The following is a 14775-nucleotide window of genomic DNA, read 5'->3' on the forward strand; positions in this document are numbered from 1 at the left end:
TTGATCAGAAAAATCGCCGGCCGCGATTTTTAACACCGAGCAGCGGCTGCCCGAAGGGTGGCCACCAGCTATGGCAAGCCATAAAAAAGCCGCACCTGGGTGCGGCTTTTGACAGTAGCGCGATTTACGCAGCGATTGAGCCCTTGAGCTTATTCATCGCGTTCTTCTCCAACTGACGAATGCGCTCGGCCGATACGTTGTACTTGGCGGCCAGGTCATGCAGTGTGGCTTTCTCTTCAGCCAACCAGCGCTGGTTGAGGATGTCACGGCTGCGCTCATCCAAACCTTCCAGCGCCTCGTGCAGATTGGCGGTGGAGCTGTCGCTCCAGTCGGAATCTTCCAGCTGACGCGCCGGATCGTAGCGATGGTCTTCCAGATAATGCGCCGGCGACTGGAAGGCGCTTTCGTCGTCCGCTTCGGCTGCTGGGTCGAAGGCCATATCATGGCCGGTCAGGCGGCTTTCCATTTCGCGCACTTCACGCGGTTCAACACCGAGGCTTGCGGCGACTGCATGCACTTCGTCGTTGTTCAACCAGGCCAGGCGCTTCTTCTGGCTGCGCAGGTTGAAGAACAGCTTGCGCTGTGCCTTGGTGGTGGCGACTTTAACGATGCGCCAGTTTTTCAGGATGAACTCGTGGATCTCGGCGCGAATCCAGTGCACGGCGAACGACACCAGGCGCACACCCATTTCCGGGTTGAAACGCTTAACCGCCTTCATCAGGCCGACGTTGCCTTCCTGAATCAGGTCGGCCTGGGCCAGGCCATAACCGGAGTAGCTACGGGCGATATGCACAACAAAACGCAGGTGAGCCAGCACCATTTGCCGGGCGGCTTCGAGGTCTTGTTTGTAGAAGAGACTTTCCGCCAGTTCACGCTCCTGCTCAGGGGTCAACAGCGGGATGCCGTTTACCGCATGCACGTATGCTTCTAGGTTGGCACCCGGAACCAGAGCATGAACAGGTTGCAAAGAAGTGGACATTTGAATCCTCCGACTTACGAATCGTGGAGCAGTCTAGCACTGCTCCTTGGGACTTTATACCGAGGTACAAGTTCCCTTACACATAGTCAATATCAAGCAAAACAATAACTTACTACCTAGGGGCCAGTTCGCTCAAGTGCCTTGCGACCGCCAGCCAGGCGCCAATATAGCCCAACAGGACCGCGCCGAGCAGCAGGGATAGACCATCGGCTATCGGCACACCCGCCAGGGCGAAGTCGCTGCCGTACAAACCGGCCAAGCGCACCACAGCGTCGTTCAGCCAGCCAAGGCCATAGGCCAGCAGCAGCCAGGCCAGCAGCCCAGCGCCCAAACCATACAGCGTGCCCATGTAGAGGAAGGGGCGACGCACATAGCTGTCGGTACCGCCAACCAGCTTGATCACTTCGATTTCGGTGCGGCGGTTCTCGATATGCAGGCGAATGGTGTTACCGATCACCAGCAGCAACGCCATCACCAGCAGTAAGGTCAGGCCAAAGACGAAGCGCTCACCCAGCTTGAGCATGGCGCTCAGGCGCTCGACCCAAAGCAGGTCCAGCTGCGCCTGCTGCACACGTGGTAGTTCGGCCAACCGCAGCCTTAGGGCCTCCAGAGCGACCTTATCGACCTGCTGCGGTGTCACCACAATCACCCCAGGCAACGGGTTATCCGGCAGTTCCTTCAGCGCTTCGCCAAGGCCAGACTGTTGCTGGAACTCACTCAAAGCCTGCTCGCGGCTGATCCACTCGGCCTCTTCCACATCGTCCATCGCGGCGATCTGCTCACGCAGCGCCTGACCCTGGGCATCTGTGGCATCGATCTGCATAAACAGGGAAATCTGCGCCGCACGCTGCCAGGACACCCCCAGGCGCTCAACGTTATCCAACAGCAAGGCCAGGCCCATCGGCAGACTAAGGGCCACGGCCATCACCAGGCAGGTAAAGAAGCTGCCAATCGGCTGTTTAGCCAGACGGCGCAGGCTGTCGACCAGGCTGGCGCGGTGATTTTCCAGCCAGGCGTGCAGCTGGTGGGTAAAGCTTGGGCCATCGTCGCCCGGCGTTGGCGATTCGGATTTCTTCGGTGCAGCACCGACGCGCTGCGCGGGCTGCGGAGGCGGCATGCGGGTGGCGCTCATGCGGCCTCCCCGTCGCCGATCAGGCGGCCGCGCTGCAGGGTTAACATGCGGTGGCGCATGCGCGCGATCAGGGCCAGGTCGTGACTGGCGATCAGCACGGTAGTGCCCAACCGGTTAATGTCCTCGAATACGCCCATGATCTCGGCGGCCAGGCGCGGATCGAGGTTACCGGTGGGCTCATCCGCCAGCAGCAGGGCCGGCCGATGCACGATGGCGCGGGCAATGCCGACGCGCTGCTGTTGACCGGTGGACAGGTCGCCAGGCGATTGCTCGGCCTTGTCGGCCAGGGAAACCCGCTCCAGCGCAGTACGCACGCGGGTGCCGATTTCATCCTTGGACAGACCAAGAATCTGCAGCGGCAGCGCCACGTTGTCGAATACACTGCGATCGAACAGCAGCTGATGGTTCTGGAACACCACACCGATCTGCCGACGCAGGAACGGAATTTGTGCATTGGTGATATGCGACAAATCCTGCCCGGCCAGCAGCAATTTGCCGCTGCTCGGCCGCTCCATCGCCAGCAGTAAGCGCAGCAAAGTGCTCTTGCCAGCACCGGAGTGACCGGTGACGAACAGGAACTCGCCGCGGCGCACATGAAAGCTCAGCTCATGCAGCCCGATGTGGCCGTTGGCATAGCGTTTACCGACCTGTTCGAACTTGATCATCCTATTTCTCCGCGAACAGCGCCTGAACAAAGGCTTCGGCCTCGAAGGTGCGCAGGTCATCAATGCCCTCACCCACCCCGATATAGCGAATCGGCAATACAAACTGCTTGGCCAGGGCAAAGATCACCCCGCCTTTCGCCGTACCGTCCAGCTTGGTCAGCGCCAGGCCAGTCAGGTTGACCGTCTGATTGAACTGCTTGGCCTGATTGATCGCGTTCTGCCCGGTACCAGCATCCAGCACCAGCAGCACTTCGTGCGGTGCGGTGTCATCGAGCTTACCAATCACCCGGCGGACCTTCTTCAGTTCTTCCATCAGGTTGTCTTTGGTGTGAAGACGCCCGGCGGTGTCAGCGATCAGCACGTCCATGCCGCGCGACTTGGCGGCCTGCACGGCATCGAAAATCACCGAAGCAGAGTCGGCACCGGTGTGCTGGGCGATTACCGCAATCTGGTTGCGCTCGCCCCACACCTGCAGCTGCTCAACGGCAGCGGCGCGGAAGGTGTCGCCGGCGGCGAGCATGACTTTCTTGCCATCCTGCTGGAGCTTCTTCGCCAGCTTACCGATGGTGGTGGTCTTGCCGGCGCCGTTTACGCCGACCACCAGAATCACGTAGGGCTGCTTGTTGCTGTCGATTTTCAGCGGTTGCTCAACCGGCTTGAGCAATGCCACCAACTCATCCTGCAGCGCCTTGTACAGCGCACCGCTGTCAGCCAGTTCCTTGCGCGCCACGCGTTTGGTCAGGTTACCGATGATCGCCGTGGTGGCTTCAACGCCCACATCCGCCGTCAGCAGGCGGGTTTCCAGGTCTTCGAGCAGGTCATCGTCGATGACTTTCTTGCCCAGAAACAGGCTGGCCATACCTTCGCCAAGGCTGGCGCTGGTTTTCGACAGGCCCTGCTTGAGGCGCTCAAGGAAACCGGTACGGCTCTCTTCAGCGCTTTTAGCCGGCGCTGCGACAGGTTCTACGACAGCAGGTGCGGCCACCGGTGGCTCGACGACCGGCTCAACCACCACCGGTACCTCAACGTGCGCATGCAGGACTTCACTGCCCGCGTTGATCCGAAAACGCGAGGGACGTGGCACCGGGTTTAAGCCACTGGTGTCAGCCGACGTAGGCAGGACGGCGGCAGCTTGCTCAACGGGAGCCACTGGAGCCGGCTGGGGCTCGGGCGTATTAACCGGCGATTCAACTGGCGCGGCCACTTCGCTGATCGGCGCAGCAGGCACAGTAGCAGTTTCAGTGACCTCAGCCGCAACGACAGCCGGAGTAGCAGGCTGCTCGTTCACCGAAGCTAATGGCGGCTCGGGCGTGACCGGCGCTTGCGGCTTTTTACGCAGCCAGCCGAACAGGTCTTTCTTCTCTGCAGGTTTCTCGGCAGAGGGCGGCGTAGAGGGCGCGGGCGTGTTCTTGTCGTCGTTGGAACCAAACATGGAGGACGGCTATCTCAAAGGTGCGACGCGCAGACCATGGCCTCTGAAAGCACTGCTCACGCGGCATTAAAAGCTGAAGAGTGCACGCGGAAACAATCAGAAGCCTTAGCAGGCGTGGTCGCCAGTAAAACGGATGCGTATCCTAGCACCTCCGCGCCCGCCGACGCTAAGACCAAGCGGGCCCGTCCGACAGGTCGATAACCTATGCATATGATTGCCCAACGCACTGCAGCCCTGCTGCTCGGCGTGCTCTGCACACCCCTGCTGGCCTTCGCCGCAGAAACCCAGCCGACCCACGAATTCAGCCTGGACAACGGCCTCAAGGTCATCGTCCGTGAAGACCACCGTGCGCCGGTGGTGGTCAGCCAGCTCTGGTACAAGGTCGGCTCCAGCTACGAGACACCCGGCCAGACTGGCCTGTCCCACGCCCTCGAACACATGATGTTCAAGGGCAGCCGCAAGCTCGGCCCCGGCGAAGCCTCACGCATCCTGCGTGAACTGGGCGCCGAGGAAAACGCTTTCACCAGCGATGATTACACCGCCTACTACCAGGTACTGGCCCGCGACCGCCTGGCCATCGCCCTGGAACTGGAAGCCGACCGCCTGGCCAGCCTCAAGCTGCCGGCCGATGAGTTCGCCAAGGAAATCGAGGTGATCAAGGAAGAGCGCCGCCTGCGCACCGATGACAAACCGTCGAGCCTGGCCTACGAACGCTTCAAGGCCATGGCCTACCCCGCCAGCGGTTACCACACCCCGACCATCGGCTGGATGGCCGACCTTGAGCGGATGACCGTCGAGGAGCTGCGCGCCTGGTACGAAGCCTGGTACGCGCCGAACAACGCCACCCTGGTGGTGGTCGGTGACGTCAGCTTCGCCGAGGTGAAGATCCTTGCCGAGCGCTACTTCGGCGCCATTCCCAAGCGCACTGTGCCCACCGCCAAAGCCCCGCGTGAGCTGGCCGCACCGGGCGAGCGACGTATCACCCTGCACCTGAAAACCCAGCTGCCGAGCCTGATGATGGGCTTTAACGTGCCAGGCCTGGCCACCACTGAACAACCGCGCCAGGTGCATGCCCTGCGTCTGGCTGCCGCCTTGCTAGACGGCGGCTACAGCGCCCGCCTGCCGACACGCCTGGAGCGTGGCGAGGAACTGGTATCCGGCGCCTCGGCCTGGTACGACGGGTTCTCCCGTGGCGACAGCCTGTTCATCCTCTCCGCCACACCCAACGTGCAGACCGGCAAGACCCTGGAGCAGGTCGAAGCCGGTCTGTGGCGTGAGCTGGAGGACTTGAAAAACACCCCGCCAAGCGCCGAGGAACTGGCCCGCGTGCGTGCGCAAGTAATCGCCGGCCTGGTCTACGAGCGTGACTCGATCACCAGCCAGGCCACCGCCATCGGTCAGCTGGAAACCGTCGGCCTGTCGTGGAAGCTGATCGACCAGGAACTGGCCGAACTGGAAGCCGTGACCCCGGCTGATATCCAGCAAGCCGCCAGCACCTTCTTTACCCGCGACCGCCTGAGCGTCGCCCATGTTCTGCCTGAGGAGAAGCGCAATGAGTGAGCGCAATGGCCTGCGCTACGGCCTGCTCGGCCTGGCGCTACTGATATTGATGGCGCTGCTGGCCCTAGTGATCAACCGCCCGGATAGCAGCCCAACCGCGACACCGGCCGCCGAATCGACCCACATCGAATCCCTGGCCGCCCTTGGCGATCAGCCGCCCAGCCGCCGCGATCTGGACATCCAGACCTGGCAGACCGCTGAAGGCGCCAAGGTGCTGTTCGTCGAAGCCCGCGAGCTGCCGATGTTCGACCTGCAACTGACCTTTGCCGCCGGCAGCAGCCATGATGATGGCGTACAGGGCCTGGCCATGCTGACCAACGCCATGCTCAATGAAGGCGTACCGGGCAAGGATGTCGGCGCAATCGCAGCAGGTTTCGAAGATCTCGGCGCCAACTTCGGTAACGGCGCATTCCGCGACATGGCCATCGCCAGCCTGCGCAGCCTCAGTGCTGCGGACAAGCGCGAGCCGGCCATGCAACTGTTCAATCAGGTGCTCGGCCAGCCGACCTTCCCGGAAGACGCCCTGGCGCGGATCAAGAACCAGCTGTTGGCCGGCTTCGAATACCAGAAGCAGAACCCCGGCAAGCTGGCCAGCCTGGCGCTGTTCGAGCGTTTGTACGGTACGCACCCGTACGCCCACCCGAGCGACGGCACGGCGGAGTCGATCCCGGCCATCACCCGTGAGCAATTGCAGGCCTTCCACGCCAAGGCCTACACCGCCAATAACGCGATTATTGCGCTGGTCGGCGACCTCTCGCGCAGCGACGCCGAAGCCCTGGCCAGCCAGGTCTCAGCCGCCCTGCCAAAAGGCCCGGCGCTGCCACGCATCGCTCAACCGCAAGAGCCCAAGCCGGGCCTGCAACATATCGAGTTCCCTTCGAACCAGACCCACCTGATGATTGCCCAGCTCGGCATCGACCGCCGCGACCCGGACTACGCCGCGCTCTACCTGGGCAACCAGGTATTCGGCGGCGGTGGCTTCGGCACCCGTTTGATGACTGAAGTACGCGAGAAGCGCGGCCTGACCTATGGCGTCTACTCCGGCTTCAGCGCTATGCAGGCGCGCGGCCCCTTTATGATCAACCTGCAGACCCGCGCCGAACTCAGCGATGGCACCCTGCAACTGGTCAAAAGCATGCTGGCCGACTTTATCGCCAACGGCCCGACTGCCGAGGAGCTGAACAACGCCAAACGCGAGCTGGCCGGCAGCTTCCCGCTGTCCACCGCGAGCAACGCGGCGATCGTTGGCCAGCTCGGCTCCATGGGTTTCTATGACCTGCCGCTGAGCTACCTGGAAGACTTTATGCGCGACGTCGACGCGCTGAGTGTCGAGCAGGTTAAAGCTGCCATGGCCAAGCACCTCAACCCGGACGCCCTGGTGATCGTCACCGCCGGCCCAAGCGTGGCGCAGAAAGAACTGCCACCGCCCACCGACAACCCTGCCGAGCAACCCACTGGCGTCCCGGAGCACTGATGAGCAAGCGACCCAAACCGCCGAAAGCCAACCCCGCCCACAGCGGCGATGGCCAGCTGCGGATCATCGGCGGGCAATGGCGCTCGCGCCAGTTCAACTTCCCCATGGCCGCTGGCCTGCGGCCGACACCAAACCGCGTGCGCGAAACCCTGTTCAACTGGCTGGCGCCCTATGTCGAGGGTGCCAAGGTGCTCGACCTGTTCGCTGGTAGCGGCGCGCTGTTTCTTGAAGCACTGTCGCGCGGCGCGGGCAGCGCCCTGGCCTTGGACCTCAATCCAGCGGCCATCGCCAGCCTGCGCGGCCACCTGCAAACGCTGAACTGCGACAACGGCCAGCTGCAGCAGACCGACGCCCTGCTCTACCTGCAGAACCCGGCCGCCACACCGTTCGATCTGGTGTTTCTCGACCCTCCGTTCAACCAGAACCTGCTGCTACCGGCCTGCACCCTGCTGGAGCAGCATGGCTGGCTGGCGGCCGATGCCTGGGTCTATACCGAAAGCGAGAACCCGCCTTCCAGCCTCGGCATGCCCGGCAACTGGCGACTGCACCGCGAGCAGAAGGCTGGCCAGGTGTACTACGCGCTATGGCAGCGTACAGTCGCGTAGGGCTTTTGCAGGGTGGGTGGGCCGTAGCAGATCAGCAGGGTTTAATCCCCAGCGAGATGTGGCACAACCCACCAGGAAGCAGAACAAGCCCACCCTAAGTCAGGTTCTGTTATTCGCCCCAGTCATAGCGCTTCCGTTTCACCGCCCAAGGCCCTAGCCTGGGCGCTTTCCCTAGCGATACCAGTCCATGCCCTTTAAACCCGCTTGGTGGCTACCCGGCCCCCATCTACAAACCCTATGGAACCCAATGTGTCGCCAACCGGCGAAACTTGAGCGCACGCGCGAGCGACTGTGGCTGGACGATGGTGACTTTCTTGATCTGGACTGGCACGGCCCACACCAGGCCGACGCACCGCTGGTGTTGGTGCTACATGGCCTGACCGGCTCATCCGACTCGTTGTACGTTCTGGGGCTGCAGCAGCAACTGGCAACTCAGGGCTGGGCCAGCGTGGCGCTGAACTGGCGCGGCTGCTCCGGCGAGCCGAACCTGCTGGCCAGGGGTTATCACTCAGGCGCCAGTGAGGACCTGGCAGAAACTGTGCGCCACCTGCGCGCCCAACGGCCGATGGCACCGATCTATGCCGTGGGTTATTCCCTGGGCGGTAACGTACTGCTCAAGTACCTGGGTGAAACCGGGGCCGACAGCCAGCTGCAGGGCGCAGCAGCGGTGTCGGTGCCGTTTCGTCTGGATCAGTGCGCGGACCGCATCGGCATGGGCTTTTCCAGGGTTTACCAGAGCCACTTTATGCGCGAGATGGTGGCCTACGTGAAAGACAAGCAGCGCCTGTTTGCCCACCAGGGCATGGCCGACCGACTGTCCACCCTGGAGAAACTCGGCCCGCTGGACAATATGCGCACCTTCTGGGATTTCGACGGCCGCATCACCGCGCCGCTGCATGGTTATGCCAATGCCGAGGACTACTACCGCCGCGCTTCCAGCCGCTACTTTCTCGGCCAGATCGAGACACCGACGCTGATTATCCAGGCCGCGGACGATCCCTTCGTCTTCCCCCACAGCCTGCCCGAAGCCAGCGAGCTATCACCCAGCATCGAATTCGAACTGCACGCTAATGGCGGTCATGTCGGTTTTGTCGAAGGCAGCCTGAGCAAACCAGGTTACTACCTGGAACGGCGCATTCCGCAGTGGCTTAGCGGCTTAGCGGCTTAGCGGCTTAGCGGCTTAGCGGCTTAGCATAAACGTCTCGTATTCCAGGTCTTCAAGCGAACTGGAGAGACGCATCAGACCGAGTAATACGCACACGAGCAACGACAGGGTGAAGCCATAACCATAGAACGTCGGCCCCATATACTGGCTCAGCAATGTGAGAGCAGCGTTGAGCACCACAAACAGCACACAAAGCTCCAGCACAATGGCGCGCTTATCGAGGTAGAAAAACACGTTCAGCAACGCCATAAACACCACCTGAATACTCACCCCAATCAGGTCAACGTAGAACAGCTGCAGGTAATACGCTGAAATACCCAGCCACTCCAACATTGCCGGTGCCAGGAGGAACAGCAGGACCACGGTCAAGCCTTGTACCTTGCAGATTTCTAACAAGCCTTGGCGGATGGCCAGAATCATCTGTTCTTTCAGTACGCCAATATGCTGCAGCGTCTGCCCGCCGCGAATCGCCGAGTAGACCCGCTCATACCACTCGGCAAAATCGGTTTCGATGCGCACCAGAAACACCGCCATCCCAGGAATAATGGCCAGGTACGCCAGGAAGATTGGCAAGTCGTAGAGCATCGAGGCGCGCAGCGGGCCGATAACCTCGCTGGACGTCTGCGGGTTGAACCAGAAGATGAACTTATCGATCCAGATGCCCAGGTTGTAACAAAAGCCCGTGACCAGCAGGCTGATAAAAACCTGACGACGCTGGAGAAAGTCGAACGCAACGAGTTGCTTGGCGGGGTACTCACGCAAGATATCGAACAGAAACATAAACAGCAGGCTGCCATGACCGATCAGCAAGGCCAGCAGCAGACCATTCATGTGCAAAAAGCGCAGAAAGAACGCGCACACCACCATCAATGAATAGCCCACAAGCATAACCAGCAGAATGCGGTTATAGGCTTTCATACCCGATAGAAAAATGATCACCAACCATAGGTTGCAGAGCGTTACGAAGTTGGCCAGTACCAAGAGGCGATACGCAAAGGGCTCGTCGAACATAAACCCCATGACCAGGCTGGCCAGCACACCCGAGGACAGCGTGACGATCAGCATGATGCCCAGCAGATTGGGCAGGATACGGTCGTTCTTCTTCTCAAACAGCCTGTCAGAAATGAAGCGGGTAAAAAACAGCTGCGCGCCGCCGGTATAAATCAGCGAACTGGCCATCAAGTAGGTAACCGTGACCAAGAACTGCCGCACGGTATTGTCCGGCACAACCACCCCAAGGCTGATCACCCCGATCAACATCACACTGATGATCGACAGCACCCAGGGTCCGGAACTGATCAAGCCCGCATAGAGGTATGCCCGCAACGTTGCCGAATAAGAATCACGTGACAGTATCTTGCGCAGCTCAAAACCAATACCCGCCATATCAAACAGCCTCCATGGCTTCGCGGTACAGGGTGCGATAGCGCTCTAGCATAAGGGTTTCGGTGTAGAACCGATTGACGCGTTCCAGCCCGACGGCCTGGGCGGCATGCCAGCGCTGCGGGTTATTGAGCAGTTCGACAATCGCACGCGCGGTTGCCTGCGGATCTGCGATGGCCACCACCTCGCCGGCGATACCAAGCTCGCGATCCTCGCCCGGCGCACCTTCGATCAGTTCACGGCACGAGCCCACGTCGCTGCTCACAACCGGTGTACCTGCGGCCCATGCTTCAAGGATAACCAATGGCTGCGCTTCGCTGATGGACGTCAACACCATCATGCCCAGAGAAGGCAGCAATTCGTGTATTCGGCGGAAGCCGAGGAACTTGACCTTACCCTCCAACCCAAGGCTCAGGACCAAGTTGTGGCATTCCTGCGCGTACTCCGGGTCCTCCTCTTCAGGCCCGACAACCCACGCTTCGGCCTCTGGAATGGCACTGATCACGCCCCGCATGGCACGGATAAAGGTTTTAACGTCCTTGATCGGCACGACCCGACCAATCAGCCCAACCACCTTGGGAATGCCTTCAGGACGCTGCTGCATGGCATCTTTCCAGGCTTCCATCGAGATGCCATTAGGAATGACCCGCGTGCGAGCGGGATCAGCACCATCATTAATCTGCTGAGTGCGATTACCGCCATACAACGCGATGATGGGGTCGGCTGACCGATAGGCCAGCAAACCAATTCGCTCGAAAAAACGGATCCACAACCGACGGATATAGTTGACCTCGGCATCCAGACCGGTGCGCAGCATTTCATCCGGGCTTTCGGAAATCCAATTCGCCTGAGCCAGGTCAATTTTACGTTCCTTGGTGTAAATGCCGTGCTCACTGATCACGTACGAACACTTCCAGCGGTGCTGCAGGATGCTGCCCAGCAGACCCGCATAGCCCGTTGAGATCGAGTGCAACATGCGCGCACGCGGCAGCTTGCGCGCCGCCTCAGCCAGCATCACCAGCGGCGCCTGCATGGTTCGCAGTGTCCAGAAGTAATTCACAAACGAAGGGTCGCTGCAGTGGCGCACATAGCCTTCGGTGATGGCCTCCCAATTAGCGCGGCTGTGCAGCACATCGTCCAGGCTCATCGCGCCATTGGCGAGGTTTTCCAACATGGCCTGACCTTGCTCCAGGCTGGGCTCATCTGGATGATGGAGAAAGACGTGCATGTCACGCATCAGCTGACGCGGTCCCTCACGCTTGGCGGCAACGACCGCATCACCGGGCTTCCAGGCATTTTCGAGGAAGTGTTCCTCGATATGCACGACATTCGCCGGAATAGCGTATTGGCGTTTGCCATACGCACCGCTTTGACCGCCAATAAAAAACACCGAAAAGGTCAGCTCAGGCAGGCCGAGAATCAGTTGGTTGACCCAGCTAGATACCCCGCCACGGACATACGGCCAAGTCCCTTCCAGCAATAGGCAGATATCTGCAATAGGTGCCTCAACCGCAGGAGTTTTCATAACCAGTATCTCGCCAGGGCCGCAAAGGGCGGCCGCGTCAGCATGTCCTCGGGGAGCTGTCGTAGCAGCTGCGCAATCGCGGTGTAATCGCCGCGGGAGAACGCAATTTCAGCCATAAACGGCAGCAGCTTTTCTAAATCAATGCCTGCTGCTTGTGCGTCCAGCAAATGCTGATCCGCCCCCTCAAGATCGCCCATTTCCATGGAGATCCGTGCAGCCAAAAGATGACTGTCGTCGCCCGCACCCTGCGCCAAGGCACTGTTGACATGCTCACGCGCCTGCTTGAGTACATGCTCCAACACGCTGCCCTGAGCCAGCCCCAGGTAGGCCAACTCCCAATACCAGCGCGCCAGCGTGGCATGCACAGCGGCCTTGTGAGCACCGGTCGCATCGGCCAGTTGCTGCAGTGACACTTGGATACGGTGATTGATCTCGCTTTCTTGCCGATCAAGCATCGAGTAGGCCAGTAATCGCACATCATCCGCAGGGTCGCGCAGCGCCAGCTTGAGAATGGGGATCGAGTCCTTGCTCGGCATTCGCCGGGTGGCGAATAAGGCACTCACGCGCTTTTGCGCACTGGGCGCATGGCGCAATACGTCCTGTAAACCACCGTCCTGGAACATCAAGTCACGGCTGCGTTCTTGCGGACGAAACGGCAGATCAGGGACGCCAATCGCATCCCAGGCCTGTTCTTTTTGCGTGCGCGGCATGTACAGCGCCGGAAAGACCGCGATGGCCACCCCAATAGCGCCCAGTACCGGGACAAAGAAAGACAGGCTGAAGATAAACAGCGGGCTCCACGGCAATGGAAATTTGTAGCGATTTGGCAGTAGCAGCCAGACACCGGCCGCCAGCAGCACGCTGCTGATGCCATGGGCAGAAACGAACAGCAGCGCGGCCGCGCCGATAGGCATCTCTTGGAACAACGCCCCCCAACTGCCTAACTCAAATACAAAGGCGCCGCTAAACAGCCACTTGCTTATCATCGAACCCACACTCATTGAATAGGAAGTGACGCAATGCTTCGCGCTCACGCCCGACGCCGATGTCATAGTGGTGGGTGCGTACACCGAGACTTTCCAGCGTCTGCCCCAGTCCAAAACGCTCAGTGAGCATGCTGTGCAGACGCTGCAGGTAACCCTTGGAGCCTTCAGCCGATGTCAGTGGCAGCAACACCAACACGCAGGGATTCGACTGATCAACAGATTTGAGCTGCAGATCCAGTCCGCGCTGACTGCTTTCGAGCAGGTTCAACAATTCCTCACGGTGCGCTGACGGGCCCACGGTGAAACCCAACAAATAGGCATCAAGGCCATGCTGCTGGGCATCGTGCAAACAACGTTTGAGGTTCTGACTGAACACCTGGGCATCACTGTCCTCGAGCTGAAGCGCCTGCGGATCACTCAACAACAAGTCGGCAATGTGTCCGGCTAGAATCGCCAAAAGGCTCAAGGTTCTGTCGTTGAAGGAGAAAAACGGCATCTGCTCAACAGCCAGCAGCGCCAGGATCCGACCTTCGGTGTCGACCAAGGGAATGCACGCTTGGTACTGGGAATGCTCGCGACTCTCACCACGCTCTAACAGGTCTTCCCGCACACTTAGCAACTCACCGCGTTCCAGGCAAAGCTTGACGAGCAAATCATCTGCCCGCATGGGTTTGCCCGCACCCAAGCTGTTCAGTGGTTGCAATTCAAGCTGACCACTGGGAGCTACACGGTACAACCCCGCCACATGGAACGAGCCATATTGTGCCAACAAGTTCATGATCGACTCAGCGAGCGCGGCCAACGCATCGTCACCACGGGGTAACGCACGCAATTGGCTGCGCAAGCCTAACAGCGAGCTGCGCAAGCTGCGGTCATTACCTGCCACACGCTGCTCAAGGCGGTCGTGAGAGATCCGTAACATGTAGTGCGTGCGCGTAAACGCATCCAAGCGCAGCTGCCGATAGTCGTTGGCCATGTCCAGGCGTTCCAGACGACGCTCCCAGATGTCGCGAAACTCCCCCACCAGCATGCCGGTAATCAGCACGCCAACGATGAACGACTCCGGTATGTCCTGATACACCACATAACCGCTCGCGCGGTAGGCAAACAAAACCAACACCAGCAGCACCGCACTGATCAGGCCATGCATAAAGCCATAGCGCATACCCAGCAACAGGGGCGCCAACACCAACCACGGGAAAGTGTTGTGTACCAACATTGGATCATGAGGTGACAGCCAATACCCCAGGCCCAGTCCCAGCCCAGTCAGTATCAGTGTTTCCAGCCACGAAACGTGCGAACTGGCACGTGGGGCTAGCGTGAAATCCTTGTGCGCCGAGTCCATAACAATTACTCGAGCGACAAATCGCCAATAAGCTCACGCAACACTTTTTGCGCAGTCCCTGCCAGGCTTTCGCGTGACCAGCCGGCGCGAGCGCCACTGCTGCTCCACACTACACGGCCACTGTTCGGTTCGATGATCTGCAGGCTGATACCCACGGCTGGCTCGCCATCGAGGCCGCTTTTGTATTGCCATTCATCAACACTGCCGCTGACAACGTAATCAAGGTTTTCCTGACGCGCCCACGCCAATGCCTGATTAAAGCGTTCACGATCATCCAGCAGAGGCATTTCATCTTGCGTAACGACGGGGTACAGCCGTGGGCGCAATCCCTCCTCGGCCATCACACTGAGCAAAATGTGCTCGCTGCGCTCACCCGCTTGCGGTGCTTGGGAATAATTGATCAGCGGCAGCAGCCCCCACTGTGCGTCACGCGGTAGCGATTCACTCGCTTCGCGGGTGAAGCTTGAACAGCCCGTGACCAAAAGTGCAACGGCCATCAGGGCCAGGCAGCGAATGGATAACAT

The 14775-nt window shown here is 60.2% G+C and carries 13 protein-coding genes; 4 read left to right on the forward strand and 9 right to left on the reverse strand.

From position 1 onward, the window contains the following. Positions 1–124: 124 nt before the first annotated feature. From rpoH to ftsY, 4 genes are all read right to left on the reverse strand, one after another. A complete protein-coding gene (rpoH, locus tag ALTER154_RS06995; RefSeq protein ID WP_160085811.1) occupies positions 125–979 on the reverse strand; it encodes an RNA polymerase sigma factor RpoH in 855 nt (284 codons plus the stop codon). A 112-nt stretch (positions 980–1091) separates the two neighbouring features. Continuing rightward, the gene (ftsX, locus tag ALTER154_RS07000) at positions 1092–2111 is read right to left on the reverse strand and encodes a permease-like cell division protein FtsX (RefSeq protein ID WP_090250169.1); all 1020 of its coding nucleotides are present in this window, start codon (positions 2109–2111) and stop codon (positions 1092–1094) included. Further along, entirely contained in the window at positions 2108–2776 is a 669-nt protein-coding gene (gene ftsE, locus ALTER154_RS07005) for a cell division ATP-binding protein FtsE (protein ID WP_090250172.1), read from the reverse strand. The genes ftsX and ftsE overlap by 4 nt, the downstream gene beginning before the upstream one ends. Position 2777: 1 nt before the next feature. After that, positions 2778–4208: a signal recognition particle-docking protein FtsY gene (gene ftsY, locus ALTER154_RS07010; protein ID WP_160085812.1), complete on the reverse strand. Its 1431-nt coding sequence runs from the start codon at positions 4206–4208 to the stop codon at positions 2778–2780. 204 nt (positions 4209–4412) lie between these two features. Here ftsY and ALTER154_RS07015 point away from each other — a divergent pair, with 204 nt between their 5' ends. From ALTER154_RS07015 to ALTER154_RS07030, 4 genes are all read left to right on the forward strand, one after another. Then, on the forward strand, positions 4413–5768 hold the full coding sequence (locus ALTER154_RS07015; protein WP_160085813.1) for a pitrilysin family protein: 1356 nt from the start codon (positions 4413–4415) through the stop codon (positions 5766–5768). After that, complete coding sequence (locus ALTER154_RS07020) at positions 5761–7242, forward strand: pitrilysin family protein (protein WP_160085814.1); 1482 nt, start codon at positions 5761–5763, stop codon at positions 7240–7242. The genes ALTER154_RS07015 and ALTER154_RS07020 overlap by 8 nt, the downstream gene beginning before the upstream one ends. Beyond that, complete coding sequence (gene rsmD, locus ALTER154_RS07025; RefSeq protein WP_160085815.1) at positions 7242–7847, forward strand: 16S rRNA (guanine(966)-N(2))-methyltransferase RsmD; 606 nt, start codon at positions 7242–7244, stop codon at positions 7845–7847. The genes ALTER154_RS07020 and rsmD overlap by 1 nt, the downstream gene beginning before the upstream one ends. A gap of 187 nt (positions 7848–8034) precedes the next feature. After that, the gene (locus tag ALTER154_RS07030) at positions 8035–9015 is read left to right on the forward strand and encodes a hydrolase (protein WP_160085816.1); all 981 of its coding nucleotides are present in this window, start codon (positions 8035–8037) and stop codon (positions 9013–9015) included. Between the two features lie 12 nt (positions 9016–9027). Here the strand turns inward: ALTER154_RS07030 and pelG are convergent, their stop codons facing one another. From pelG to ALTER154_RS07055, 5 genes are read right to left on the reverse strand one after another with little or no spacing between them, the layout of a single operon-like run. Further along, the gene (pelG, locus tag ALTER154_RS07035) at positions 9028–10398 is read right to left on the reverse strand and encodes an exopolysaccharide Pel transporter PelG (protein WP_160085817.1); all 1371 of its coding nucleotides are present in this window, start codon (positions 10396–10398) and stop codon (positions 9028–9030) included. A gap of 1 nt (position 10399) precedes the next feature. Further along, positions 10400–11920, reverse strand: a complete 1521-nt coding sequence (gene pelF, locus ALTER154_RS07040) for a GT4 family glycosyltransferase PelF (protein WP_090250189.1) — start codon at positions 11918–11920, stop codon at positions 10400–10402. Further along, positions 11917–12906: a lipopolysaccharide assembly protein LapB gene (locus tag ALTER154_RS07045; RefSeq protein WP_160085818.1), complete on the reverse strand. Its 990-nt coding sequence runs from the start codon at positions 12904–12906 to the stop codon at positions 11917–11919. Before ALTER154_RS07045 ends, pelF begins: the two co-directional genes overlap by 4 nt. Then, the gene (locus ALTER154_RS07050; protein WP_160085819.1) at positions 12884–14251 is read right to left on the reverse strand and encodes a PelD GGDEF domain-containing protein; all 1368 of its coding nucleotides are present in this window, start codon (positions 14249–14251) and stop codon (positions 12884–12886) included. Before ALTER154_RS07050 ends, ALTER154_RS07045 begins: the two co-directional genes overlap by 23 nt. A gap of 5 nt (positions 14252–14256) precedes the next feature. After that, positions 14257–14775, reverse strand: coding sequence for a penicillin-binding protein activator LpoB (locus ALTER154_RS07055; RefSeq protein ID WP_090250196.1), 519 nt, complete (start codon positions 14773–14775; stop codon positions 14257–14259).

The sequence above is a fragment of the Pseudomonas sp. 9AZ genome (genome assembly GCF_902506525.1).
In the GTDB taxonomy this organism is placed as follows: Bacteria; Pseudomonadota; Gammaproteobacteria; order Pseudomonadales; family Pseudomonadaceae; genus Aquipseudomonas; species Aquipseudomonas peli.

Bases quoted from the DNA above. Each gene is read 5' to 3' on its own strand.
- rpoH (WP_160085811.1), bottom strand. From the start codon at position 979: ATGTCCACTTCTTTGCAACCTGTTCATGCTCTGGTTCCGGGTGCCAAC.
- ftsX (WP_090250169.1), bottom strand. From the start codon at position 2,111: ATGAGCGCCACCCGCATGCCGCCTCCGCAGCCCGCGCAGCGCGTCGGT.
- ftsE (WP_090250172.1), bottom strand. From the start codon at position 2,776: ATGATCAAGTTCGAACAGGTCGGTAAACGCTATGCCAACGGCCACATC.
- ftsY (WP_160085812.1), bottom strand. From the start codon at position 4,208: ATGTTTGGTTCCAACGACGACAAGAACACGCCCGCGCCCTCTACGCCG.
- ALTER154_RS07015 (WP_160085813.1), top strand. From the start codon at position 4,413: ATGCATATGATTGCCCAACGCACTGCAGCCCTGCTGCTCGGCGTGCTC.
- ALTER154_RS07020 (WP_160085814.1), top strand. From the start codon at position 5,761: ATGAGTGAGCGCAATGGCCTGCGCTACGGCCTGCTCGGCCTGGCGCTA.
- rsmD (WP_160085815.1), top strand. From the start codon at position 7,242: ATGAGCAAGCGACCCAAACCGCCGAAAGCCAACCCCGCCCACAGCGGC.
- ALTER154_RS07030 (WP_160085816.1), top strand. From the start codon at position 8,035: ATGCCCTTTAAACCCGCTTGGTGGCTACCCGGCCCCCATCTACAAACC.
- pelG (WP_160085817.1), bottom strand. From the start codon at position 10,398: ATGGCGGGTATTGGTTTTGAGCTGCGCAAGATACTGTCACGTGATTCT.
- pelF (WP_090250189.1), bottom strand. From the start codon at position 11,920: ATGAAAACTCCTGCGGTTGAGGCACCTATTGCAGATATCTGCCTATTG.
- ALTER154_RS07045 (WP_160085818.1), bottom strand. From the start codon at position 12,906: ATGATAAGCAAGTGGCTGTTTAGCGGCGCCTTTGTATTTGAGTTAGGC.
- ALTER154_RS07050 (WP_160085819.1), bottom strand. From the start codon at position 14,251: ATGGACTCGGCGCACAAGGATTTCACGCTAGCCCCACGTGCCAGTTCG.
- ALTER154_RS07055 (WP_090250196.1), bottom strand. From the start codon at position 14,775: ATGTTATCCATTCGCTGCCTGGCCCTGATGGCCGTTGCACTTTTGGTC.